This is a genomic window from Micromonospora sp. CMU55-4 (assembly GCF_011602315.1).
In the GTDB taxonomy this organism is placed as follows: Bacteria; Actinomycetota; Actinomycetes; order Mycobacteriales; family Micromonosporaceae; genus Micromonospora; species Micromonospora chalcea.
Genome location: NZ_JAAOLH010000024.1, coordinates 17,950 through 41,641, shown reverse-complemented (window position 1 = coordinate 41,641; position 23,692 = coordinate 17,950). Strand labels below are relative to the sequence as shown.

The 23,692-nt window shown below is 73.2% G+C and carries 21 protein-coding genes; 6 read left to right on the top strand and 15 right to left on the bottom strand.

Annotation, left to right across the window (positions count from 1 at the left end; translation table 11 throughout):
- Positions 1–56 precede the first annotated feature (56 nt).
- Positions 57–755 carry an HAD family hydrolase gene (locus tag HA073_RS28705; protein ID WP_166457734.1) on the bottom strand — a complete coding sequence of 233 codons (699 nt, stop codon included), beginning with the start codon at positions 753–755 and terminating at the stop codon, positions 57–59.
- On the bottom strand, positions 752–1,708 hold the full coding sequence (locus HA073_RS28700; RefSeq protein ID WP_166457733.1) for a DMT family transporter: 957 nt from the start codon (positions 1,706–1,708) through the stop codon (positions 752–754). The genes HA073_RS28705 and HA073_RS28700 overlap by 4 nt, the downstream gene beginning before the upstream one ends.
- 72 nt (positions 1,709–1,780) lie before the next feature.
- Here HA073_RS28700 and HA073_RS28695 point away from each other — a divergent pair, with 72 nt between their 5' ends.
- Positions 1,781–2,326 (top strand): CGNR zinc finger domain-containing protein, encoded by a 546-nt coding sequence (locus tag HA073_RS28695; protein WP_069089593.1) that lies wholly within the window; start codon positions 1,781–1,783, stop codon positions 2,324–2,326.
- Here the strand turns inward: HA073_RS28695 and HA073_RS28690 are convergent.
- The 6 genes from HA073_RS28690 to HA073_RS28665 all read right to left on the bottom strand — a co-directional run bounded on the left by HA073_RS28690 (position 2,293) and on the right by HA073_RS28665 (position 11,362).
- A complete protein-coding gene (locus tag HA073_RS28690; RefSeq protein WP_166457732.1) occupies positions 2,293–2,889 on the bottom strand; it encodes a GNAT family N-acetyltransferase in 597 nt (198 codons plus the stop codon). The genes HA073_RS28695 and HA073_RS28690 overlap by 34 nt on opposite strands.
- Before the next feature lie 55 nt (positions 2,890–2,944).
- Positions 2,945–4,354, bottom strand: a complete 1,410-nt coding sequence (locus HA073_RS28685; protein WP_176722885.1) for a class II fumarate hydratase — start codon at positions 4,352–4,354, stop codon at positions 2,945–2,947.
- A gap of 44 nt (positions 4,355–4,398) precedes the next feature.
- Positions 4,399–7,377 (bottom strand): AfsR/SARP family transcriptional regulator, encoded by a 2,979-nt coding sequence (locus tag HA073_RS28680; RefSeq protein ID WP_166457731.1) that lies wholly within the window; start codon positions 7,375–7,377, stop codon positions 4,399–4,401.
- Between the two features lie 196 nt (positions 7,378–7,573).
- On the bottom strand, positions 7,574–9,241 hold the full coding sequence (locus HA073_RS28675) for a fumarate hydratase (protein WP_030502831.1): 1,668 nt from the start codon (positions 9,239–9,241) through the stop codon (positions 7,574–7,576).
- A 76-nt stretch (positions 9,242–9,317) separates the two neighbouring features.
- Positions 9,318–10,718 carry a PQQ-binding-like beta-propeller repeat protein gene (locus HA073_RS28670; RefSeq protein ID WP_043327938.1) on the bottom strand — a complete coding sequence of 467 codons (1,401 nt, stop codon included), beginning with the start codon at positions 10,716–10,718 and terminating at the stop codon, positions 9,318–9,320.
- A 155-nt stretch (positions 10,719–10,873) separates the two neighbouring features.
- Complete coding sequence (locus HA073_RS28665) at positions 10,874–11,362, bottom strand: Lrp/AsnC family transcriptional regulator (protein ID WP_013288920.1); 489 nt, start codon at positions 11,360–11,362, stop codon at positions 10,874–10,876.
- Positions 11,363–11,502: 140 nt separating this feature from the next.
- Here HA073_RS28665 and hppD point away from each other — a divergent pair, with 140 nt between their 5' ends.
- From hppD to hisC, 4 genes are read left to right on the top strand one after another with little or no spacing between them, the layout of a single operon-like run.
- A complete protein-coding gene (gene hppD / locus HA073_RS28660; RefSeq protein ID WP_043327937.1) occupies positions 11,503–12,708 on the top strand; it encodes a 4-hydroxyphenylpyruvate dioxygenase in 1,206 nt (401 codons plus the stop codon).
- 10 nt (positions 12,709–12,718) lie between these two features.
- Positions 12,719–13,423: an RDD family protein gene (locus HA073_RS28655; RefSeq protein ID WP_064446756.1), complete on the top strand. Its 705-nt coding sequence runs from the start codon at positions 12,719–12,721 to the stop codon at positions 13,421–13,423.
- A 55-nt stretch (positions 13,424–13,478) separates the two neighbouring features.
- Positions 13,479–14,498: an RDD family protein gene (locus HA073_RS28650; RefSeq protein ID WP_064446757.1), complete on the top strand. Its 1,020-nt coding sequence runs from the start codon at positions 13,479–13,481 to the stop codon at positions 14,496–14,498.
- Complete coding sequence (hisC, locus tag HA073_RS28645; protein WP_166457730.1) at positions 14,495–15,598, top strand: histidinol-phosphate transaminase; 1,104 nt, start codon at positions 14,495–14,497, stop codon at positions 15,596–15,598. Before HA073_RS28650 ends, hisC begins: the two co-directional genes overlap by 4 nt.
- Before the next feature lie 106 nt (positions 15,599–15,704).
- Here hisC and HA073_RS28640 read toward each other — a convergent pair whose 3' ends face one another.
- The 5 genes from HA073_RS28640 to HA073_RS28620 form a co-directional block, all read right to left on the bottom strand.
- The gene (locus HA073_RS28640) at positions 15,705–16,955 is read right to left on the bottom strand and encodes a PQQ-binding-like beta-propeller repeat protein (RefSeq protein ID WP_166457729.1); all 1,251 of its coding nucleotides are present in this window, start codon (positions 16,953–16,955) and stop codon (positions 15,705–15,707) included.
- Between the two features lie 67 nt (positions 16,956–17,022).
- Positions 17,023–17,505 (bottom strand): SRPBCC family protein, encoded by a 483-nt coding sequence (locus tag HA073_RS28635; RefSeq protein ID WP_166457728.1) that lies wholly within the window; start codon positions 17,503–17,505, stop codon positions 17,023–17,025.
- A 114-nt stretch (positions 17,506–17,619) separates the two neighbouring features.
- Positions 17,620–17,829 carry a DUF397 domain-containing protein gene (locus HA073_RS28630; protein ID WP_043327931.1) on the bottom strand — a complete coding sequence of 70 codons (210 nt, stop codon included), beginning with the start codon at positions 17,827–17,829 and terminating at the stop codon, positions 17,620–17,622.
- Positions 17,830–18,003: 174 nt separating this feature from the next.
- Complete coding sequence (gene fahA, locus HA073_RS28625) at positions 18,004–19,203, bottom strand: fumarylacetoacetase (RefSeq protein WP_166457727.1); 1,200 nt, start codon at positions 19,201–19,203, stop codon at positions 18,004–18,006.
- An 88-nt stretch (positions 19,204–19,291) separates the two neighbouring features.
- Positions 19,292–20,158, bottom strand: a complete 867-nt coding sequence (locus HA073_RS28620) for a hypothetical protein (RefSeq protein WP_166457726.1) — start codon at positions 20,156–20,158, stop codon at positions 19,292–19,294.
- Between the two features lie 94 nt (positions 20,159–20,252).
- On the opposite strand from HA073_RS28620, the gene HA073_RS28615 reads away from it, so the two are divergent.
- Entirely contained in the window at positions 20,253–21,419 is a 1,167-nt protein-coding gene (locus HA073_RS28615) for a homogentisate 1,2-dioxygenase (protein WP_166457725.1), read from the top strand.
- Between the two features lie 55 nt (positions 21,420–21,474).
- On the opposite strand, the gene HA073_RS28610 is transcribed toward HA073_RS28615, so the two are convergent.
- Entirely contained in the window at positions 21,475–22,515 is a 1,041-nt protein-coding gene (locus HA073_RS28610; RefSeq protein ID WP_166457724.1) for an NAD(P)-dependent alcohol dehydrogenase, read from the bottom strand.
- A 46-nt stretch (positions 22,516–22,561) separates the two neighbouring features.
- Positions 22,562–23,650 carry a lipopolysaccharide assembly protein LapB gene (locus HA073_RS28605; protein ID WP_166457723.1) on the bottom strand — a complete coding sequence of 363 codons (1,089 nt, stop codon included), beginning with the start codon at positions 23,648–23,650 and terminating at the stop codon, positions 22,562–22,564.
- Between the last annotated feature and the right edge of the window lie 42 nt (positions 23,651–23,692).

Below are 23,692 nucleotides of genomic sequence, written 5' to 3'. Positions count from 1 at the left end.
TCATCCCACATCACGGGAGCGGGTTCCGCCAGATCGACGTCCGTTATCGGCCGCAACTAGGCATTCGCGCTTGTCAAGGTGTTGAGCACCGTGGACAGTCCGGCGAGCGTGGACACTTCGGCGTCCGGTTCGAGGCCCCGAGGCCGGGGAAGCCCGCCCCGGTTGAGCCAGACGGCACGCAGTCCGGCCCGCTGGGCGGCGACCACGTCGTGCTCCGGCGAGTCGCCCACGTGCACGATCCGCGCGGCGGGCAGCCCGGCGGCCGCCACCACGGCCGCGAAGAACTCCCCGGCCGGCTTCTTCGGCAGGCCGCCCTCGTGGGCGTACAGCTCGAAGGCGAACTGCCCGGCGAGGCCGCAGCGTTCGGCGCGGCTGTTCCCGTTCGTGGCGAAGCCCAGCACGTGGTGCGGGCGCAGTGCCGCCAACGCGGGCAGCGCGTCGGGGAAGGGCCGGCTCAGCGCGTACCGGCGGGCGAAGAACAACTCCGCCAACTCGTCCAGCTCCGTCTCCAGCCCGGCCCGGGCCAGCGAGCGGGCCAGCGCGGCCCGCCGGATCTCCTGCACCGGGGCGGCGCTGAGCGCGCCGAAGACCGCACCCCAGTCCTCCTCCAGGTCCGCGAGCGACACCGCGGCCGCCGCCGGGGTCCGCCGCCGCATCTCCTCCAGTACGGCGACGAGCGCGCCGGTGATCGCCGGGCGCAGGTCGACGAGTGTCTCGTCGGCGTCGAAGACGACAGCGCTGCGCGGCCCGCTCACCGGTCGCCTGCCAGCACCGGCTCGGCGGACGTGGCCGCCGAAGGTGTGCCGCGCAGTTCGTCCGCCCGGACCAGGGCGACGCCGCCGAGGATGAGCACCCCGCCGGCCAGCTGGATCAGGCTGGGCAGTTCGTCGAGCACCAGCCAGGCGATCAGCACCGCGAACATCACCTCGGTCAGCCCCACGAAGGAGGACAGCCGGGCCCCGAGCAGCCGGGTGCCGGCGACCCCGGCCAGGTACGCGACCACGGCGGCGATCAGCGACAGCCCGGCGATCGGCACCAGCCAGCTCACCTGGTGCCCGGCGAAGGTGACGTCGGCGGTGCCGGCGGCGAGCGGCAGCGCGCCGATGCCGCCGAGCAGGAGCAGCACCAGCGCGCCGACAGCCATGCCGCCGCTGGCCATCACCACCGACGGCAGTTCGGCGTCGATCCGGCCGGCGATGACGAAGTATCCGGCCAGCCCGACGCCCGCGCCGAGACCCCACAGCACGCCCACCGGGTCCAGGCGGCCGGCGCCGGTGAGGTCGAGGACGAGCGCCAGCCCGCACAGGGCGGTGACCGAGCCGGCCACCGTCAGCGCTCGCGGGCGCTGCCCGTGGACCAGCCACATCCATCCGACCACCAGCACGATGCCGAGGTATTCCAGCAGCAGCGCCACACCGACCGGGAGGTAGCGGACCGCGTTGAAGAAGCACGCCTGCGCGGTGGCGACGCCGAGCAGCCCGAACAGCAGCACCGTGACGCCGTTGCGCCGCAGCACCGACCACTTGCCGCGCAGGGCCAGCAGGGCGGGCACGGCGAGCACCAGCGCGGCGATGCCGACCCGGGCGACCACCACCGCGACCGCCGACCACTCGCCGGTGATCAGCGGGCGGGCGAAGGTGCCCGAGGTCGCGAACGTGATCGCGGAGAGCAGTGCCAGACCGAGCCCGACGCCGGATCGTTCACGCATCGACAGCTCCAGGTCATGAGTGAAGGACGGTTATGCTGATGACGCTAGGCGGAGCCCCTGACAGGAGTCAAGTTGCTTTTCGCTCATGACACCGAATGCGCGCTGGTCGGTGCCGCCGCACTGGTGAACACCGCCGACGGCGACCGGGAAGGGCTGCCCGACGTGGCCGCCCTGGACGCCTTCTTCACCACCCACGGGTGGAGCGGCCGGCACGAGCACACCGAGACCGAACTACGCCAGGTCCGCGCGCTGCGGCCCCGGCTGCGCCGCATCTGGTACGCCGACACCGACGAGGTGGTGGCGATCGTCAACCGGCTGCTGCGCGAGTCGCACGCGCTGCCGCAACTCGTCCGGCACGACGACGAGCCGTATCACCTGCACGCGGTGCCGCGGGACGCGCCGCTGGCGACCCGGATGGCGGTCGAGGCCGCGATGGCGATGGCCGACCTGGTACGCATGGGCGAGCTGAGCCGGCTGCGGCACTGCGACCACCCCGACTGCGACAACGTGCTTGTCGACCTGTCCCGGAACCGCTCCCGCCGGTTCTGCGACGCCGGCTGCGGCAACCGGGCCGCGGTGAGCGCCTACCGGGCCCGCAGGGCGGCGTCCCAGTCCTGACGGGTCGCGGGCCAGTCCTCCCGGGACAGCTCGTACTCCACCTCGCCGTGCTCCGTACCCGGGATCGGTTCGTCGAACGCGAGGTGGAACGTGCGGACGTAGCGCAACCCGGCGCGGGCCATGACCGCCCGGGAGCGGTCGTTCACCGCCATCGTCTGCGCCCACACGCGGCGGACGCCGACCGTGTCGAACGCGTGCCGCACCAGCGCCCGCGCGCCCTCGGTGGCCAGCCCGTGCCCCCACGCCGCGCGGCGCAGCCGGTAGCCCAGCTCCGCCTCGGCGCCGTCGTCGGACGGGTCGAGCGAGTGCCAGCCGAGGAACTCGCCGGTGAACCGGTCGAGCGTCGCCCAGCGGCCGAGCCCGGGGTGCCGGGTGTACTGCGCGAGCACCCGGGGCAGCACGTCGTCCCGGAATGTCGCGGCCGGGGTCGGCACGCCGCCGGTCAGGAAGCGCATGACCTCCGGGTCGGCGTCCAGCGCCACCAACCGGTCCACGTCGTCCATCGTGAACCGGCGCAGCGTCAGCCGCGCGGTCTCCAGCAGCACCCCGCCGTCGTCACGCACCGTCGGATCATGCCGCGCCCACGGTGACGGGTCGAGGCAATTACCGGCGCCGGTCTCAGGGGTGGGTCATCCGGAGCAGGTCCAGCGCCTCGTCCAGCTGGGTCTCGGTGAGCTTGCCCGAGTCGACGTGACCCCGGGAGATCACCACCTCGCGGATGGACACCTGCTTGGCCAGCGCCTCCTTCGCGATCGAGGCGGCCTCGTCGTACCCGAGGTGGCGGTTGAGCGGGGTGACGATCGACGGCGAGCCCTCCGCGTACGCCAGGCAGACCTCGGCGTCCGCGACCAGGCCGGCCACCAGCCGCTCGGCGAACAGCCGGCTGGACGCGGCGATCAGCTTGATCGACTCCAGCAGGTTGCGGCCCATCACCGGGAGCATCACGTTCAGCTCGAAGTCGCCCTGCGACCCGGCGAACGCCACCGCCGCGTCGTTGCCGACCACCTGGGCGCAGACCTGCCGCATCGCCTCGGCCACCACCGGGTTCACCTTGCCGGGCATGATCGACGAGCCGGGCTGGAGGTCGGGGATGCGCAGCTCACGCAGGCCGGCGCGCGGGCCGGAACCCATCCAGCGCACGTCGTTGGCGATCTTGTAGAGACCGACCGCGACGGTACGGAGCTGGCCCGAGGTCTCCACCAGCGCGTCCCGGGCGCCCTGCGCCTCGAAGTGGTTGCGCGCCTCGGTCAACGGCAGCCCGGTCGACTCCCGCAGCTTGCCGATCACCCGCTCGGCGAACCCCAGCGGCGTGTTGATGCCGGTGCCCACGGCGGTGCCGCCCAGCGGCAGCTCGGCCAGCCGGGGCAACGCCGACTCCAGCCGCTCGACGCCGTAGCGGACCTGCGCCGCGTAGCCGCCGAACTCCTGCCCGAGCGTGACCGGCGTGGCGTCCATCAGGTGGGTACGCCCGGCCTTGACCACCGTCTCGAACTCGGCCGCCTTCTCCTCCAGCGCGCCCGCGAGCTGCTTCAACGACGGGATCAGATCCTCCACCACGAACTGCGTGGCGGCCAGGTGGATCGAGGTGGGGAACACGTCGTTGCTGGACTGCGACGCGTTGACGTGGTCGTTCGGGTGCACGTCGCGGCCCAGCTCGCGGCTCGCGAGGGTGGCGATCACCTCGTTGGTGTTCATGTTGGACGACGTACCGGAGCCGGTCTGGAACACGTCCACCGGGAACTGGTCGTCGTAGCCGCCCTCGGCGACGTGCGCGGCGGCGGTGGCGATCGCCTGCGCCACGTCCGCGTCGATCACCCCCAGCTCACCGTTCACCAGTGCCGCCGCCCCCTTGATCTGCGCCAGGGCCTTGATCTGGGCCGGTTCCAGCCCGCGCCCCGAGATCGGGAAGTTCTGCACCGCGCGCTGGGTCTGCGCCCGCCACAGTGCCTCGGCGGGCACCTCCACCTCGCCCATCGAGTCGCGTTCGATCCGGTAGCCGGTCGCCTCTGGAGTCGTCACGCCTACCATCCTGCCGCGCCGCCGGTCGGAGTGCAGGGAAAGTGGCGGCCCCCTCAGCCCAGCTCGACCAGCAGCTTCTCGGTGTCCCGCTGGTCCGGCGTCTCGACCTGACGGAACAGCGCCAGCGCACGCCCGGCGTACCGGCGGGCCTGGTCGGGGTCGTCGTGGCGCAGGCATCGCGCGAGGCCGTCCAGGGCGCGGGCCTGCTCGTAGCGCAGGCCCAGCCGCTCGGCGTCGGCTAGCACCCGGCGGTGCAGGTCCAGCGCGCTGGCCACGTCACCCTGGTCGAAGATCGCCCGGGCCAGCAGGTTCCGGGAGGCGCACTGCCCGACCAGATCCCCGGCGTCGATCATGGCCACGAGGGCGTCCCGGTGCAGCGAGGCGGCCAGCTCCGGCCGGCCCTCCTCGCGCTCCATCATGCCCAGCTCGTTGAGCAGCTCGCCCTCGCCGTACCGGTTGCCCACCCGGCGCTTGAGCCTCAGGCCGGCGCGCAGGAGCCGGCGTGCGGGCCCGTGCTCGCCGCGCCGGTGCCGCGCCATGCTGAGGTGCCCGATCGAGTTGCCGAGCTGCCGCAGGTCGCCGGCCTGCCGTGCGACAGCCATCTGGTTGCGGCACATCCGCACAGCCTCGTCGTACCGGCCGTGCGAGATCAGGGTGAACGAGAGGTTGTTCAGCAGGTTGGACAACCACGACGACTCGCCCGACCGGCGGGCGATCGCCGCGGACTCGGTCAGGAGTTCGATACCCCGCTGGTGCTGCCCGTCGACCGCGTACGCGGTGCCGAGGTTGCCCAGCACCTTGCGCAGCTCGCCCGGCCGGTCGAGCCTGCGGTAGATACCGACCACCGCCTCCAGCCGCCGGATGGCCTCGGCGAACCGCGCCCGGCGGTAGTCCGCCGAGGCGAGATAGTTGAGCATCGTCGCAACGGCCTCCTCGTCGCCCAGGCGCTCGGCGGCCCGCAGACCGATCTGATGCGTCTCGATCAGGTCGTCCAGGCGACCGCCGTAGAAGTTGCTGACCCAGGCGACCCGGGCGAACTGCCAGCTCTGCCGGAGAAAACCCTCGTTCTCCGCCAGCCGGACGAGCGCCGTCAGGGTCGAGCGGTTCTCCTCCAACCATGCTCGGCCGAGGCCGACAGTGGCTGCCACCAGGTCGGGCCGCGCCGGCTCCGGCAGGTCGAACAGGGACGGCTCGGCGCCCGTCTCCAGCGACCGCCCGATGGACGCGGTGACCTGAAGATGGAAGTCGATGAGACGGCCCACCGCCGCCCGCCGCTCGTCGGCGGTCTCGCGTCCGGCGCCGAGCGTGCGCGCGTACTCGCGGATCAGGTCGTGCAGCTGGTAGCGGCCCGGTTCCACCTCCTCGACGAGGTGCGCGTCGACAAGTTCGTCGAGCGCGTCCTGCGCCTGCGGCAGCAGCAGGTCGGCGAGCGCGGCCGGCACCCGGTTGTCGACACACTGACCCGGGTGCAGGCCCAACAGGCGGAAGACCCGCTGCGCGAGCGGCGACACCTGCTCGTACGACAACGCGAAGGCGCCGGCCACCGACCGCTCTCCCGCGACCAGCTCGGCCAGCGGGTCGGACGCGCCGGCCAGCCGCTCCGCCAGGTCGGCCACCCGCCACCGCGGCCGGTGCGCGAGCCGGGCCCCGGCCAGCCGCAGGGCCAGCGGAAGGTGTCCGCAGCGGCGGGCCACCTCCATCGCCGCCTCGGGCTCGGCGGCCACCCTCTCCGCGCCGGCCACGCGGGCCAGCAGCTCGACCGCCTCGTCGGCGTCGAGTACCGGCAGCGAGGACGGGCGGCCCGAGTCCAGGCCGATCAGGCGACGACGGCTGGTGATCAGTATCAGGCAGTCCGGACCGTTGGGCAGCAGCGGTGCGACCTGGCCGGCGTCGGCCGCGTTGTCGAGCACCACCACGGCCCGACGCCCGGCCAGCTCGGAACGCCACATCGCCAGCCGGTCCGTCGGGTCGGCCGGCACCCGTTCAGCCGGCACGCCGAGCTGCCGGAGCAGGGTGGCGGCGGCCACTGTCGTACTGAGCGGGCTGCGGTCGCTGTGCCCGTGCAGGTCGATGAAGAGCTGCGCGTCGGGGAACCGGCCGGCCACAGCGGTCGCCACCTGCACGGCCAGCGTGGTCTTGCCGCTGCCCGCCATGCCGTCGACGAGCTGGACCCGGCTACCCTCCTCGACCTCCCGCACCAGCCGGGCCACTGTCTGCTGCCGCCCGGTGAAGTCGCTGATCGCGCGCGGCAGCGCCCGCACCGGCGCGGCAACACGGCTCTCCGGGCCGCTCAGCGCCAGGTCGCCGGCGAGTATCCGCTGGTGCAGCTCCTGCAACGCGGCGCCCGGCTCGATGCCCAGCTCCTCGGCGTAGATCCGCCGCCCTTCCCGGTAGACAGCCAGCGCGTCCGCGTGGCGGCCGACCGCCGACAGGGCCAGCATCAACTGCCCCCGCAACCGTTCCCGCAGCGGCTCGCGCTCGACCGCCTCGGTGAGCTCGTCGACCAGCTCGGGCGCCCGGCGCAGCCGCAACTCGATGTCGACGCAGTCCTCCAGCGCGGCGAGCCGCTGTTCGTCGAGCGCCTGCGCCCGCCGCCGCACGCTACGGGCGGGGATGCCGGCCAGCACCGGCCCACGCCACAACGCCAGCGCGTCCCGGTAGTTCTGACGCGCCTCGATCAGCCGGCCCGCTTCGGCGTTCCGGCGGGCCGCCTCCACACCGTTGGCGAACACCTCTGCGTCGAGGTCGCCCGGCTCGATCCGGATGCCGTATCCGGCCGGGTCGGTGACGATGGTCACGGTGGGCAGGCCGAGCGCCGCGAACCGCTGCCGCAGTCGAGACACGCAGATCTGGAGCTGGGTCCGCGCGGTCGCCGGGGGACGGTCCTCCCACACGGCGTCGATCAGGTCCTCGGTCGGCACCACCAGGCCCGGACGCAGCAGAAACATGGCGAGGACGATTCGATCTCGACCCGCGGTGACGGTGGCTTCACCGCCGCCGACCCGCAGGGGCCCCAAGATTCCGAACCGCACCGCGCTCCCCCGACCGCCGTATCAACCCTGCAGCAGCGTAGCCCGGCGGTCACCGAGCGCCGCGCCGAGGCGATAGCGATCCGATAGCGGCGGCGCACAGACTCGGTGCGGGTTGCCGATGACGGCATCCGACGGGGGCGGTGCGCCTGTCCGGTGGTCCGACCGGGCAGGCGCACCGATGTCTGTGCGTCTGAACTCAGCGGCGGCCGACGGTGAGCACCGGCTTGGTGACCTCGGCGAAGAAGTCGTTGCCCTTGTCGTCGACGACGATGAAGGCGGGGAAGTCCTCCACCTCGATCTTCCAGACCGCCTCCATGCCCAGCTCGGCGTATTCGAGCACTTCGACGTGCTTGATGCAGTCCTGGGCGAGGCGGGCGGCCGGGCCACCGATCGAGCCGAGGTAGAACCCGCCGTGGGCCTGGCAGGAGCGGGTCACCTGAGCGGACCGGTTGCCCTTCGCGAGCATCACCATCGAGCCGCCGGCCGCCTGGAACTTCTCCACGTACGCGTCCATCCGGCCGGCCGTGGTGGGACCGAACGAGCCGGAGGCGTAGCCCTCGGGGGTCTTCGCCGGGCCGGCGTAGTAGACCGCGTGGTCGCGCAGGTACTGCGGCATCGGCTCGCCCGCGTCCAGCCGCTCGGCGATCTTCGCGTGTGCGATGTCCCGCGCGACGACCAGCGGCCCGGTGAGCGACAGCCGGGTCTTCACCGGGTACTTCGACAGCTCGGCCCGGATCTCGTCCATCGGCCGGTTCAGGTCGACGCGGACGACCTCCTCGGTCTCCAGCGTCTCGTCGGTCACGTCGGGCAGGTAGCGCGCCGGGTCGGTCTCCAGGCGCTCCAGCCAGACGCCGGACGGGGTGATCTTCGCCACCGCCTGCCGGTCCGCGGAGCAGGACACCGCGATCGCCACCGGGCAGGAGGCGCCGTGCCGGGGCAGCCGGACCACCCGTACGTCGTGGCAGAAGTAGCGGCCACCGAACTGCGCGCCGATGCCGAAGTTGCGGGTCAGCTCCAGCACCTCGGCCTCCAGCTCCAGGTCGCGGAAGCCGTGCGCGCTCATCGAGCCCTCGGTAGGCAGCGCGTCGAGGTACTTCGCGGAGGCGTACTTGGCGGTCTTCAGCGCGTACTCGGCCGAGGTGCCGCCGATGACGATGGCCAGGTGGTACGGCGGGCAGGCCGCGGTGCCGATGAGCCGGAGCTTCTCCTCCAGGAACTGCATCATCCGCGTCGGGTTCAGCAGGGCCTTGGTCTCCTGGTAGAGGTAGGACTTGTTGGCCGAGCCGCCGCCCTTGGCCATGAAGAGGAACTTGTACGCGTCGGCGTGGCCGTCCGGGTCCTCGGCGTACAGCTCCACCTGGGCGGGCAGGTTGCTGCCGGTGTTCCGCTCGTCCCACATGGTCAGCGGGGCGAGCTGCGAGTAGCGCAGGTTCAGCCGGGTGTACGCCTGGTAGACGCCGCGCGAGATCGCCTCCGCGTCGGTGCCGTCGGTGAGCACGTGCCGCCCGCGCTTGCCCATCACGATCGCGGTGCCGGTGTCCTGACACATCGGCAGCACACCGCCGGCCGCGATGTTGGCGTTGCGCAGCAGGTCGAGCGCGACGAACCGGTCGTTCGGCGAGGCCGCCGGGTCGTCGATGATCGAGCGGAGCTGGGCCAGGTGGGCCGGGCGCAGGAAGTGGGCGATGTCGTGCATCGCCTCGGCCGTCAGCGCGGTGAGCGCGCCCGGATCGACGGTCAGGAACCGGCGGCCACCCGGGCCGTTGACGACGTCCACGCCCTCATCGGTGACCAGGCGGTATTCCGTCAGGTCGGGGCCGGTCGGCAGCAGGGGTGCGTACGAGAAGGCGGCGGCACTGCTCATGACCGAAAAGCCTAGGGCAGAGCCGTCGATCGGTGACACCCGCAGGTGGGGTCGTGACCCGACCTCTCACCCGCTGTCACTTGCCGTCGACGCAGAGTTCCCGCTTCGGGCCGCAACTGCCCTGGTCGCCGGGCGGCTGCCAGCTGCCCCCGGGGTTCGGCGCCACCGGCGCGTCGCCCTGCCCCGGCCCGGGCGCGCCGGTCGTGCCGGCGCCCCAGCGGACGTACCCGATCTCCCGGCCCTCCCCGATGATCATGCCGTTGGGGCCGACCGCCAGCGCGTTCGCCGCGGTCCGCAGCTCGACCAGGACGCGGCCCTCGCGCGGTTCGACCGCGATCAGCCGAGACGGCTTCTCCTCGCTGATCAGCGCCGCGTACGGGGTGAGCGCGGCGCCGCTCTTACCGCCCGCCGGCCGGGTCCACCGGGTCCGGTCCGCCGACAGCTCCCGCCCCAGCAGCGACTCCTTGTCGGCGCTGCGCACCACGGCGTAGCGGTCGTCCACGGCGAGCAGCTTCTCACCGTCCGCGCCCACCTGGAGCAGACGGCCGTCGTACCCGTCGAGCACCGCCTCGCGCCCGTCCGGGGCGACACCGATCAGGACGTTGCGCGCGCCCTGCGGGTCCTCCCGCTGTACGCAGCCGGCGTAGTCGGCCGTACGCAGGTTGATCCCGGTCCGCCGCCACACCTGCTGACCCGTCGCCGGGTCGACTGCCGTGACGGTGTAGTAGCAGCTCCCGTCGCGGGAGGTGGCCGCGATCCGGAGCAGCCGGCCGCCGACCACCGCCAGCCGCTCCTCCCGGCCCGGCTCGACGTTCTGCAGCACCCGGCCGGTCGCGGTGTCCACCACGTGCACCCGGCCGTCGACCGGGAAGCCGAGCAGCGGCGGTACCGCCTCCGGCCCGGCCACCCCGCCGTCGATCCGGGTGGCGCCCAGCCGCCGCGTACCGAGCAGCTCCGGGTTGTCGGCGAGCACGCCGCTGTGCACGCCGGGCAGGAACGCGCTCCACAGCGGAGCGGTGCCGCGCGGCTCCCAGGCCCGCAACGTGCAGTCCGTGGCCCGCACGCAGTAGGCGTCCAGCAGCAGGTTCCGGTACGTCCAGACGGCGATCGCCCGATCGTCGCGACGCCGGGTCACGCCGCTGACCGGGTCGAGCACCTCGTACCCCTTGTCCAGCAGCTTGCCCACGGCGACGACCGGGTCCCGGTCGCCGCCCGCGACCGCCGACCAGTCGGCCTTGCGCTCCCAGAGCTGGCGGCCGTCGGCGAGGCTGCGCGCCTCGACGCGGGTGCGCTGCTCGACGATCACCGTGTCGCCGGCGATGGTGACGCTGCGCGGGGTGCCGCCGACGCGCTGCTGCCAGACCACGTCCGGCTCGGAGATCGGCTTGCTGCGGTCGACCCAGTCCCACAGCGCCGGGAACGGGTTCCAGACGCCTGTCGCCGCGAGTACGACCACGGTGACGAGCCCGAGCAGCAACCAGCCGCGTACCCCTAGGCCCTTCACACCGCACACGGTAGCGACGATCACCGGTCCCCCGGGTCGCGCGCGGGGCGTGTCGCAGCGCTTCTTGCCCGGGCAGGTGTTAATAAGGGGCCCTTCCACCTCCGCAGGCGTTAACAGGGGGCCCTTCCTTACCCCCGGGCGGCGGAGCGGACCAGCGGCAGCGTGCGGTACGGGATCTGCTCGGCCAGCGCGATGATGGTGGACGCGCGCCGGATGCCCTCGGAGGCGACGATCTGGTCGATGACCCGCTGGAGGTCGGTGTTCGACCGGGCGACGATGCGGCAGAGCAGGTCGCTGGAGCCGGTGATGGTGTGCGCCTCCAGCACCTCGGGGATGGCGGCCAGGTGCGCGGTGACCTGGTCGTGGCCGTGCCGCTGGCTGATCTCCAGCGTGACGAAGCTGGTCACCCCGAAGCCGATCGCGGCGGGCGTGATGTCCGGCCCGAACCCGGTCACCACGCCGCGGCCGACCAGCTTGTCCAGCCGGGCCTGGACCGTGCCGCGGGCCACGCCGAGCCGCCGGGAGCACTCCAGCACCCCGATCCGCGGTTCCTCCGCCAGCAGTTCGATCAAGCGCGCGTCCAGCTCGTCCAGCTGTACATCCTGACCAGTGTTCATGGTGTCCGACGGTACCGAATGCACAACCTGACCAGGAATAACGCCAACTGTTGCCCAACTCACCGTGCGCCGTAGATCCTCCCCGGAAGAGCACATCCACGGCGGCCCACGAGGCCGGCCGGTACGCGAGGGAGGCCACCATGACCCAGGCGATCGACCGACCCCAGTCGACCGAGGAGGTCGACGTCGACGCTCTCGTCGGCGCCGTCGACCACGACATCAGCCGCGACCCGTTCCCGGTCAAGGGCATGGACCACGTCCACTTCCTGGTCGGCAACGCCAAGCAGGCCGCGCACTACTACTCGACCGCGTTCGGCATGACCTGCGTGGCGTACCGGGGGCCGGAGCAGGGCTACCGCGACCACGCGCAGTACGTCCTGACCAGCGGTTCGGCCCGCTTCGTGCTGACCGGCGCGGTCCGCCCGGACGCCGACGGCGCCGAGCACGTGGCGAAGCACAGCGACGGCGTCTCCGACATCGCGCTGGAGGTGCCGGACGTGGACGCCGCGTACGCGCACGCCGTCGCGCAGGGCGCCACCGGCCTGGTCGAGCCGCACGACGTCAGCGACGAGCACGGCACCGTGCGGATGGCGTCCATCGCCGCGTACGGCGACACCCGGCACAGCCTGATCGACAGGTCCCGCTACACCGGCCCGTTCCTGCCCGGATTCGTCGCCCGCGGCCCGATCGTGGACCGGCAGCCGATGATCGACGCCGGCCTCCAGCCGAAGCGGTTCTTCCAGGCCGTCGACCACGTGGTCGGCAACGTGGAGCTGGGCCGGATGGACGAGTGGGTCGAGTTCTACAAGCGCGTCATGGGCTTCTCGAACATGGCCGAGTTCATCGGCGACGACATCGCCACCGACTACTCGGCGCTGATGAGCAAGGTCGTCGCCAACGGCACCCGCAAGGTGAAGTTCCCGCTCAACGAGCCGGCCGTGGCCCGCAAGAAGTCGCAGATCGACGAGTACCTGGAGTTCTACCAGGGCCCCGGCGCCCAGCACATCGCGGTGGCCACCAACGACATCCTGGCCAGCGTGGACGCCATGCGCGCGGCGGGCGTCGAGTTCCTGGACACCCCGGACTCCTACTACGAGGACCCGGAGCTGCGCGCCCGCATCGGCAACGTCCGGGTGCCGATCGAGGAGCTGCAGTCCCGCAAGATCCTGGTCGACCGGGACGAGGACGGCTACCTGCTCCAGATCTTCACCAAGCCGGTGCAGGACCGTCCCACCGTCTTCTTCGAGCTGATCGAGCGGCACGGCTCCCTCGGCTTCGGCAAGGGCAACTTCAAGGCCCTGTTCGAGGCGATCGAGCGGGAGCAGGAGAAGCGCGGCAACCTGTAACACTGTCGGCGTGACCCAGCCTCCCCCGAACCCGACGCCGCCGCCTGCCGGGCCTGCACCCGCGGGCGGCGGCTTCGCGCCGCCCACCGGGCCCGCGGTGCCCGCGCAGCACGTTCCTCCGGGGTACGCCGGCCCGCCCGGCTACCCGCCGCCCGGTTACCCCCCACCGGGGTACGCCCCGAGGCCCGTCCCGCCCCCGCTGGCGCCGAACGGGCAGCCGCTGGCGAGCTTCGGTGACCGGCTGATCGCCTACCTGATCGACACCGCCGTCGCGATGGCGGTGACGATGGTGCTGTTCCTGCCGGTCTTCGCCCTCGTCTTCGTCCGGATGATCGACGAGATCGAGCAGGCGGGCCCCAACGGTCCCGAGCCGGCCGAACTCTGGACCGGCGTGTTCCTGCCGCTGCTCGCCGCCGAGCTCGGGGTCCTGCTGCTGATGCTCGTCTTCTACTGGGTCTACCACGTCGAGTACGCCCGCCGGACCGGCCAGACGCTGGGCAAGAAGGTGATGAAGCTGCGGATCGTGCCGGTGCAGCCGGACGCCGCGCTGAGCCGGGGCATGCTCGGCAAGCGCTGGGCCGTCGAGTTCGCCGGCGGGATGTTCGTGCCGTTCCTCAACTACCTCGACGGTTTCTGGCAACTGTGGGACAAGCCCTGGCAGCAGTGCCTCCACGACAAGTTCGCCGGAACGGTCGTCGTTAAGGTTGGCCCGTGAGCGCGAGGAGTGAGCCGGGCCTGCGAGCCCCGCAGTCGGGAACAAGGACGGCGCTGTGAGCTTGGAACCTGGATGGTACGTCGACCCCGCCGACCCGGAGACCCGCCGCTGGTGGGACGGCGAGGGCTGGATCGGCGCGCCGATCCCGGTCGACGTCACCCCGCCCGACGGTCCACCGCCCGCCGAACCCGAGCCGGCCGCCGCCGCGACGCCCGGTGCCGGGACGGGTAGCGGGTCCGAGGTCGCCCCGTCGTCCGGCGCGCCCGCCCAGCCGGGCGGACCGTGGCCGGGCCAGCCGGGTCAGGCCGGCCCCTGGCCCGGACAGCCCGGTCCCTGGCCGGGACAGCCCGGGCAGCCCGGGCAGCCGGGGCCGGGCGGCCCGTGGCCGCGGCAGCCCGGTCAGGCCGGGCCGGCGCCGCAGGGACCGCCGCCGGGCTGGCCGTACCCGCACTGGCCGGGCGCACAGCCCATTCCGCGCCCGCACGGGCTGCCGCTCGCCTCGTACGGCGCGCGGCTGGTCGCCCGCCTGATCGACTTCGGCGTGGTGTTCCTGCTCAACGCGGTGGTGAACGGCTGGTTCGTCTGGCGCTACTTCGAGGCCGTCGCGCCGTACCTGCGTGAGTCGGTGCGCCGCGCGATGAACGGTGACACCTCCACCGAGGGGCTGCCCCAGATCGACGACCAGGCCGGTGGCCTCCAGATCGCCATCCTGGTGATCGCCACCGCGCTCTGGTACGCCTACGAGGTGCCGTCGATGGCGGCGCGCGGGCAGACGTTCGGCAAGCGGCTGATGGGCGTACGCGCGCTGCCGGTCGAGGCGGACCAGCCGCTCGGCTTCGGCCGGGCCACCCGGCGCTGGAGCACGCTCGGCCTGCCCACGCTGCTCTGGTACTGCTGCGGGCTCGGTCTGCTGCTGCAGCTCATCGACGCGGTCTCGCCCCTGTTCGACCAGCCGCTGCGCCAGGCCCTGCACGACAAGCGGGCGCAGACGGTGGTGGTCCAGCTTCCCCGTAAGCGGCCCGACCCCCGTACCACCCCGCGCGACCGCGCCGACACCCCGGGAGACACCCCATGACCGAGACCGGACGCCACCAGCCTCCGCTGCGGCTCACCCGCGCCGACCTGGACGCGTTGCCCAACTACGTGCCCGGCCGCAGCCCGGCCGACCTGGCGCGGGAGCTGGGTTTGCCCGAGGCGATCAAGCTGGCCAGCAACGAGGTGCCCTACGGCCCGCTGCCCGGCGTGGTGGAGGCGGTCGCCGAGGCGGTGGCGGGTTCGCACCGCTACCCGGACATGGGCGTGGTGGCGCTGCGTCAGGCGCTCGCCGAGCGGTACGGCGTGGACGCCGACCGGATCGCCACCGGCTGCGGCTCGGTGGCGCTGGCCGAGCACCTGGTCCGCGCCACCTGCCTGCCCGGTGACGAGCTGCTCTACTCGTGGCGCTCCTTCGAGGCGTACCCGATCATCGCGGCGACCAGCGGCGCGACCAGCGTGCGGGTGCCGAACGACGCCGGCCACGGTCACGACCTCTCCGCGATGGCGGCGGCGGTGACCGACCGGACCCGGATGATCCTGGTCTGCAACCCGAACAACCCGACCGGTACGGCGGTGCGCCGGGCGGAGCTGGACCGCTTCCTCGACGCGGTGCCGGACGACGTGCTCGTGGTGATCGACGAGGCGTACCGGGAGTTCGTCACCGACCCGGAGGTGCCGGACGGCCTGACCTACCTGGACCGGCCGAACGTGGCGGTGCTGCGCACGCTGTCCAAGGCGTGGGGCCTGGCCGGCCTGCGGATCGGCTGGCTGGTCGCGGCGCCGGAGGTGGCCGCCGCCGTGCGCAAGGTGGTCACGCCGTTCTCCACCAGCATGGCCGCCCAGGCCGGCGCGCTGGCCGCGCTGGCGCAGGCCGACGAGGTGGAGCGGCGCTGCGCGCTGGTAGTGGCCGAGCGGGACCGGGTCACCGAGGCGCTGCGCAAGTTCGTCCCGGACGTGCCGGAGAGCCAGGCCAACTTCGTCTGGCTGCCGCTCGGCGAGCGGGCGGTGGAGTTCGGCCGGGCGTGCGAGGCGCGCGGCGTGATCGTCCGCCCGTTCCCGGGCGACGGCGTCCGGGTCACCATCGGCACCCCGGCCGAGAACGACGCGTTCCTGGCGGTGGCCGAGTCCGCCCTGGCCTGACCGGGGCGCGCCCGGGGCCGGTCCGTCAACCCCCTACAGACCGGCCCTGGGCGTCTCATCCGACAACAATAGTGGCTTTTGTCCGTTTTGCAGGTCGAACCGCCGGTCAGGTGGCGGCGAGCAGCACCGGCTCGGCCATCAGGAAGTAGCCCTGGTCGTCGTCCTCCGGCGTGGCGCTCTCCCGCAGCCGTTCCACGGCGACGTAGCCGTCCACCGCGTACGCCCGGCCCGGCCGCCAGCCGATCCCGTCCCGCCCGACGTCGAGCACGAAACTGGACCGGGTCGCGCCGGTGAGTGGGTCGACGGTGACCAGTTCCCGCCGGTCGGTCAGCAGGTGCACCCGCCCCGGCTCGGTCGCGAGCACCCGGGCCGGATGGATGTCCGCCCGGCGCCACAACTCCTCGCCGGTACGCGCCGAGCGCCCGACCACCACCGGGCCGGACGTGTCCACCGCCCGCTCGCCGTCCAGCACCGTGTCCGGGTGGTCCAGGCCCGGCGCGGCGGCCGGCTCGCCCGGGTCGGTCACCAGCCAGCCCCGGCTGCCCGCGCCGTCCGGCCCGGCGGTACGCAGCCCGCGGCAACCGGAGTGCCCGTGCGGGCAGCCCACAGGCGTGACGACGAGTTGCTCCGGCGCGTCCGGCGGCCGCCAGCGGGTCCGTACCGCACCGGTCGCCGCGTCCCGCAGCTCGACCACGGCCGGCCCCTCGCAGCTGTCCACCCCGACCACTTCGCCGCTGGCTGTCGTACCCACGTCGGCCCGGCAGTCGCGGGGCAGGTCGGCGCGCCAGAGCCGGCGCCCGTCGGCGAGGTCGTACCCGCCGACCCCGCCGGGACCCGCCGACACCAGCACGGATCGGCCGGCGGCACGAGCGACGTGCAGCCCGGCCGGGTCCCAGACCGTGCCGGCGTAGGTCCGCCTCGGCTCCGGCACCGGCCCCGGCTCCGGGCCGTCGGCCCGCCAGGCGACCCGTCCGGTACGCGCGTCCAGCGCCACCAGCTTCCCGTCGGACCAGCGGCTGACCACAGTGGTGTCCTGGGCGAGCACCGCGGTCAACGTGGCCGGCCAGCGACGGTACGACCAGAACGGGGTGACCCGGTGCCGCCCGCTGACCGGCTGGTCCGCGTACACCTGACGGGCGCCCGCGTAGACGCGCAGCCGGCCGTCGACGACGAGCGGCGCCACCGGCAGCCGTCCGATCACCCCGGCGGTCGGCGCGGGCGCCCCCGGGTACGGCTCCCGGGCGACGGTCTCGACCTCGGCCGGCGCCAGCACCCGGACCACCACGGCGACCGTCGCCGCGACGGCGAGTACCGCCACCAGCGCCACCACGGCCCGCCGCCTCGCGGCCTTCGCCATCCGTCACCTCCGACCCGGCACCCTACCGGCCAGGTCCGGGCCGGGCGCGGCGAGCGGCCAGGTCGGCTCAGGCGGCCTCGGAGGACCGGGCCGGTCCGGCGGCCAGCGCCAGGTCGGCCAGGTCGCGTCGGAGCGCGCCCTCCACCGCGCGGGCGGCCAGGCCGCCGAGGATCAGGGCCAGCACCCGGCCGTACGGGCGGGTCGGCGCCGCCTCCTGCTCGACCGTGACCTCGGTGCAGCCGCGGCGTCGCCGCTCGACGGTGCGCAGCGTCCAGGTGATGCGGTAGTCCGCGCCGGCGCCGCGCGAGCCGAGCACCAGCCGGCTCGGGGCGACCGCCTCGATCACCGCGAACTCCTCCGGTTCGGCGCCGCCGTCCGGCCGGACGCGGGTCTCCCGCCAGGTCGAGCCGGGCCCGAACCCGCCGGCGCCGAGGACCTCGACCGCGCTCACCGCCGAGAGCCAGTCGGCGCGGGCCGGGAGGTCGGTCAGCAGGCGCCACAGGTCGGCGGCCTGCGCTTCGATGAATGCGGACACCGTGACCGTCGACATGGCACCTCCCGTGTCGTACACGGTACGGGCCGTGACCGGAAACGGGGAGCCTCGCTGTGACATTTCCACCGCCGGTGCCCCGATCGTCGGGGCACCGGGGTGTGGCACTGACGGTCAGCCGCGGAACGAACCGCCCCGCAGCGCGGTGACGAACGCGGCCCAGCCCGGGGGGCTCACCGCGAGCGCCGGGCCGTCCGGGTCCTTGGAGTCGCGTACGCCCACCACGCCGTGCGCGGCGACCACGTTCGTCGCCACCTCGACGCAGAGGCCCTGATCGTTCGAGCGGCTGCTGGTGCGCCAGACGGCGCCGGTCAACTCGGTCATGCTCGTCCTTCCTGTTCGGCTACCCGGGTACGCCCCCCGACCCGGCACCATCGGCGGCTCCGTTCCGGCCGGGAGCCGCCGTCCGGGGCGTACGTGATCCGGAGCGATAAACGCGGAAGGAAACGGCCCCGGTCGCACATCGGGTGCGACCGGGGCCGTTCGGGAAGGCAGAACTCAGTGGGCCGGGAGGATCGTCCCGGTGACCTCGCCCAACGCGACAGTGGTGCCGTCCGGGCCGGGCGCGGTGGCGGTGATCGTCACCGTGTCGCCGTCCTCCAGGAACGTCCGCTCGCTGCCGTCGGCGAACTTGACCGGCTCGGACCCGCCCCAGGTCAGCTCCAGGAACGACCCGACCTGGCCGCGCTCCGGACCGGAGACGGTGCCGGAGGCGTAGAGATCACCGGTACGCAGCGACGCGCCGTTGACGGTGAGGTGGGCGAGCTGCTGCGCCGGGGTCCAGTACATGCCGGCGAACGGCGGCTCGGCGACCCGCTCGCCGTTCCACTGCACCGACAACGTCAGGTCCAGCCCGAGGTGCGGCGTGTCGCGCAGATAGTCCTGCACCGGCGGGTCCTGGTCCGGCGCGGGTACGAACGCGTCGGCGAGCGCCTCCAGCGGCGTCACCCAGGCCGAGACGGACGTGGCGAACGACTTGCCGAGGAACGGCCCGAGCGGCTGGTACTCCCACGCCTGGATGTCCCGGGCCGACCAGTCGTTGACGAGCACCACGCCGAAGACGTGGTCGGCGAAGTCGGCCACCGGCACCCGCTCGCCCAGCCGGCTCGGTACGCCCACCACGAAGCCCACCTCGGCCTCGATGTCCAGCCGTACCGACGCGCCGGTGGTCGGGCCCTGCGCGCTCGCCCGCTGCCCGGTCGGGCGGATCACCGGGGTGCCGGAGACGACCACGGTGCCGGCCCGGCCGTGGTAGCCGATCGGCACGTGCTTCCAGTTCGGCAGCAGCGGCGGCTGGCCGGGCCGGAAGATCTGCCCGACGTTCGAGGCGTGGTGCTCCGAGGAGTAGAAGTCGACGTAGTCGGCCACCTCGAACGGCAGCGCCATCTCGACCTCGCGCAGCGGCACCAGCAGCGGCTCGACCGCCGCCCGGTGCTCCGGTTCGGTGAGCAGCTCGACGACCCGCTGCCGGACCGCCGTCCACTGCGGGCGGCCGAGCGCCATGAAGGCGTTGAGCGTCGGCCGGCCCAGCGCCCCGCCGGCCAGCACCAGACCGGCGGCCTCCGCGCCGGCCAGGTCCAGCGCGAAGTCACCGATGCGGACGCCGATACGCGGCTCGCCCTCGCCGTGTCGGAACACGCCGTACGGCAGGTTCGTCACCCCGTACGCCGACCCCGCCGCCCCTGGTACCCAGGTCATGCCAGCACTCCGCTTCGCTCGGTGCGTTCGCTCATGCCGTGCAGACTGGGCACGCCCTCACGGCCCTCGCTCCGCTCGGTGCGTTCGGTCATGCCTCGAAGCCTCCGTTCACCAGCCCCAGCCGGATCAGATCGGTAAGTGGTTCGGAGATGCTGCACGAGCCGTACCCGACCCAGAGCGGGCGCTCGGCGTCGCGGTGCGCCCGCGCCGGCTCGACCACACGGACCGGGTCGGTGGCGGCGAGCAGCTCGGCCACGCCGTCCACCTCGGCGCCCCCGACCGCGGCGAGCGTGGCGCCCAGCACGTTGACGAAACCGTGGTGGTTGAAGCCGGTCTCCGGGTCGCGGTGCCGGATCGCGTGGTGCAGCCCGGCGGTGAGCTTGAACGGCAGCTTACGGTCCCGGCAGGCGCAGATCACCGCGGCCAGCTCGACCGGGGTGGGGAACAGCTCGGCGGCGAGCCCGCCGGTACGGAACTTGGCGGCCACCGGCAGCCCGCCCGCGCGCGCCTCGGCGAGCGTGTCGAGCGCGCCCATCAGCCCGAAGGTCAGCGGGATCTCCGCGTAGACGGCGGTGCCGTCGAGCCGGTCGGCGAGCGCGACCAGTTCGGACAGCCCGGGTTGCGGGTCCTCACCGCGTTTGGCCACCGGCGCCTCGATCTGCCGGGCGGTCACCCCGTCGGGCGCGAGCGCGTCCAGCGCCTGCGGGAGCTGGTCCAGGCCGGTGTCGCCGATCAGCCCGATGACCAGCCCTTCGGCCGGGTCCACCAGGCCGCGCAGCGACCCGCGCTGGATCTCCGAGGCGGGCAGCAGCAGCGGGCCGACCATGTCGGTGTACCAGGCGGCGCGGTGGGTGCGGTGCGCGGTCACCGCGTCGGGCAGCGCGGCGTTTCCGGGCGGAAAGACCGCGGCGTCGTCCACCAGGCCGGAGAGGAGGCGGGGCACCTGCGTTGACACGAGACAAGAATGTACGGGACGCTACGAGGAACGGACAACAGCGTCCGATTATCGGACGCCACCGGCCGGAGAACGGGACATATCGGGAGGCGAAATGCCGTACTACCGCAGCGTCGGCGACGTGCCGCGCAAGCGCCACACCCAGTTCCGCCAGCCCGACGGCACGCTCTACGCGGAGGAACTGGTCGGCCAGGAGGGCTTCTCCTCCGACTCGTCGCTGCTCTACCACCGCCACGCGCCGACCGCGATCCTCGCCGCCGAGGAGTACGCCCCGCCCACCGTCACCCGCGTGCCGAACCTGCCGCTCAAGCCGCGTCACCTGCGCACCCACAAGCTCGACGGCACCGGCGCGGACCCGGTGCTCGGCCGGCAGTACCTGCTCGCCAACGACGACGTACGCATCGCGTACGTGCTCGCCGACCGCCCGTCACCGCTGTTCCGCGACGCCACCGGCGACCACTGCCTCTACCTGGAGGCCGGGTCGATGCGGGTGGAGTCGCCGTTCGGCGTGCTCGACGCGGTCGCCGGCGACTACGTCGTCATCCCCACCTCGACCATCCACCGCCTCGTGCCCACCGGCGACGAACCGACCCGGCTGCTCGCCGTGGAGGCGTCCGGCCACATCGGCCCGCCCAAGCGCTACCTCTCCGTACGCGGACAGTTCCTGGAGCACGCGCCCTACTGCGAGCGCGACGTCCGGGGACCGGACACGCCGCTGCTGGTCGACGGCGAAGAGGTCGAGGTGCTGGTCAAGCACCGCCGCGGGTGGACGAGGTACGTCTACGCCAACCACCCGTTCGACGTGGTCGGCTGGGACGGGCACATGTACCCGTGGGCGTTCTCCATCCACGACTTCGAGCCGATCACCGGGCGGATCCACCAGCCGCCGCCCGTGCACCAGACGTTCCAGGGCCCGAACTTCGTGATCTGCTCGTTCGTGCCGCGCAAGGTGGACTACCACCCGGCCGCCATCCCGGTGCCGTACAACCACCACAACGTCGACTCCGACGAGATGCTGTTCTACACCGGCGGCAACTACGAGGCCCGGCGCGGCTCCGGCATCGAGCAGGGCTCGATCTCGCTGCACCCGTCCGGCTTCACCCACGGCCCCCAGCCGGGCGCGGCCGAACGGTCGATCGGGGCGGAGTTCTTCGACGAGCTGGCGGTCATGGTCGACACGTTCCGCCCGCTGGACCTGTGCGACGCGGCCGCCGCCTGCGAGGACGACGGCTACGCCTGGACCTGGGCGCGCAAGCCCTGACGTACGCGAAAAGGGGCCGCGCCCGGCACGGACGCGGCCCCTTCGCACGCGGTCGTCAGAACGTGGACGCGTCGATGACGAAGCGGTAGCGCACGTCGGACGCGAGCACCCGCTCGTAGGCCTCGTTGATCTTCTCGGCCGGAATGACCTCGATCTCGGCGCCCAGCCCGTGCTCGGCGCAGAAGTCGAGCATCTCCTGGGTCTCCGCGATGCCGCCGATGTTCGACCCGGCGAACGAACGGCGGGCCGGGATCAGCGAGAACGCGTGCACCGACAGCGAATCCTCGGGCGCGCCCACGTTGACGAGCGTCCCGTCCACAGCCAGCAGCCGCAGGTACGCGTCCATGTCGAGGGTCGCGCTGACCGTGTTGATGATCAGGTCGAACGAGCCGGCCAGCTCACGGAACGTCTCCTCGTCGGAGGTGGCGTAGTAGTGGTCGGCGCCGAGCCGCAGCCCGTCCTCCCGCTTTTTCAGCGACTGCGACAGCACAGTCACCTCGGCGCCCATGGCGTGGGCCAGCTTCACGGCCATGTGGCCGAGGCCGCCCATGCCGATCACCGCGACCCGGCTGCCCGGCCCGGCGTTCCAGTGCCGCAGCGGCGAGTACGTGGTGATGCCGGCGCAGAGCAGCGGCGCGGCGGCGTCCAGCTCGATGCCGTCCGGGATGCGCAGCACGAAGTCCTCGGTGACCACGATGGCCTGCGAGTAGCCGCCCTGGGTCGGCTCACCGTCCCGGCCCACCCCGCCGTACGTGCCGGTGCTGCCCTTGAGGCAGTACTGCTCCAGCCCCTTACGGCAGTTGTCGCACTCCCGGCAGGAGTCGACCAGGCAGCCGACCCCCACCCGGTCGCCGACGGCGAACTTCGTCACCGCGGAGCCGACCTCCCGCACCACGCCGGCGATCTCGTGGCCGACCACGATCGGGTAGCGGGTCGGGCCCCACTCGCTGCGGGCGGTGTGGATGTCGGAGTGGCAGATGCCGGAGAACTTGATGTCGATGAGAACGTCGTCCGGTCCGAGGTCCCGCCGCTCGATGGTGGTCGGGGCGAGCGGTTTGGTAGCGGACGTCGCCGCGTAGGCATTGACGGTGAGCACGGGTCCCCGCATTCCTTGAGCCGGTGTTTCCGGTCCTCCTACCCTCTCACCGGCGAGCGAACGCGGTGAGTCCGGCCACCACCGACGCGGTCACCACCCCGGCCAGCGGCCACGGGCTGCCGACCAGCGCGTACACGAGAAGCAGCAGCACCGCGGCGGCGGCCGCCCAGACCGGCACGGCCAGGCCGCGCGACATCGCCTCCCGCAGGCCGGGCCGCCACGTCGCCGGACGCCGCAGCAGCACCGCCACGCCGGCCACCGACAGCGCCGCGAACAGCCGGGACGCGCCGGACGAGGCCGGGGCCAGGACGCCGGCCAGCAGGCTCGCGAGCAGCGACCAGCCGGCCACCGACAGCAGGAGCCGCCGGATGCCGTCGTCCACGGTCCGGACCGGGTCGGGCCGGGCCACCGGCAGGTCCGCCAGCGCGGTCAGGTGCTCCAGCGTCTCGGCGTAGCGGCGTCGCTCCAGCCGGGCCACGCCCACGTCCTGCCCCGCCTCGCCCAGCTCCGGGTCCAGCCGCAGCGCCTCCCGGTAGGCCCGCTCGGCCAGGTCGAACAGTTGCAGCCGGACCGCGACAAGGCCCAGCACCAGGTGCGCCTCCGGCTCCTCCGGGGCCAGCTCGACGCCCCGCCACGCCGCGTCCAGCGCCGCCTGCCCGTTGCGCGACGCGGAGAGAATGGCGGCGGCGCTGCGCTGCGCGTACGCGTCGCCCGGACCGCGCGCCAGGATCTCGTCGGCGGTGGCCGCTGCGGGCTTCCAGCGTTCGAGGTCGAGCAGCGCGAAGCCACGGGCCACGAGCACCGGCAGGACACCCCCGGCCGCTTCGGCGGCACGCGTCCCGGACGTCTCAGCGGCAGTGGGCGGCTCGACGGCGGACGTTTCGCCGTCGGCTGTCACGGCGTCCGGAACTGGGGTCACGGCCGTCTCGGCGACGGCCAGCGCCTCCGCCGGACGCCCGGCGGCCAGGTGCATCCGGGCCAGCATGGTCAACGCGGGCAGGTGCCCGGGCTCGTCCGCGAGCAGCGCGGTGAGTTCGCCGACGCCCTCGTCGTAGCGGCCCAGCTCGGCGAGGAGATGGGCGCGTTGCAGGTAGCCGTCGGCGGCGGACTGGTCGGGTGCGGCGTCACTCGGCATCCCGGCGAGCGTATCCGCCCCGGCCCACCAGCTGCCGACAGC

What these genes read in the sequence shown, in the direction of transcription:
- HA073_RS28700 (WP_166457733.1), bottom strand. Translation starts at nt 1,708, where the DNA reads ATGCGTGAACGATCCGGCGTCGGGCTCGGTCTGGCACTGCTCTCCGCG.
- HA073_RS28685 (WP_176722885.1), bottom strand. Translation starts at nt 4,354, where the DNA reads ATGGTAGGCGTGACGACTCCAGAGGCGACCGGCTACCGGATCGAACGC.
- HA073_RS28675 (WP_030502831.1), bottom strand. Translation starts at nt 9,241, where the DNA reads ATGAGCAGTGCCGCCGCCTTCTCGTACGCACCCCTGCTGCCGACCGGC.
- HA073_RS28665 (WP_013288920.1), bottom strand. Translation starts at nt 11,362, where the DNA reads ATGAACACTGGTCAGGATGTACAGCTGGACGAGCTGGACGCGCGCTTG.
- hppD (WP_043327937.1), top strand. Translation starts at nt 11,503, where the DNA reads ATGACCCAGGCGATCGACCGACCCCAGTCGACCGAGGAGGTCGACGTC.
- hisC (WP_166457730.1), top strand. Translation starts at nt 14,495, where the DNA reads ATGACCGAGACCGGACGCCACCAGCCTCCGCTGCGGCTCACCCGCGCC.
- HA073_RS28640 (WP_166457729.1), bottom strand. Translation starts at nt 16,955, where the DNA reads ATGGCGAAGGCCGCGAGGCGGCGGGCCGTGGTGGCGCTGGTGGCGGTA.
- HA073_RS28635 (WP_166457728.1), bottom strand. Translation starts at nt 17,505, where the DNA reads ATGTCGACGGTCACGGTGTCCGCATTCATCGAAGCGCAGGCCGCCGAC.
- HA073_RS28630 (WP_043327931.1), bottom strand. Translation starts at nt 17,829, where the DNA reads ATGACCGAGTTGACCGGCGCCGTCTGGCGCACCAGCAGCCGCTCGAAC.
- fahA (WP_166457727.1), bottom strand. Translation starts at nt 19,203, where the DNA reads ATGACCTGGGTACCAGGGGCGGCGGGGTCGGCGTACGGGGTGACGAAC.
- HA073_RS28615 (WP_166457725.1), top strand. Translation starts at nt 20,253, where the DNA reads ATGCCGTACTACCGCAGCGTCGGCGACGTGCCGCGCAAGCGCCACACC.
- HA073_RS28605 (WP_166457723.1), bottom strand. Translation starts at nt 23,650, where the DNA reads ATGCCGAGTGACGCCGCACCCGACCAGTCCGCCGCCGACGGCTACCTG.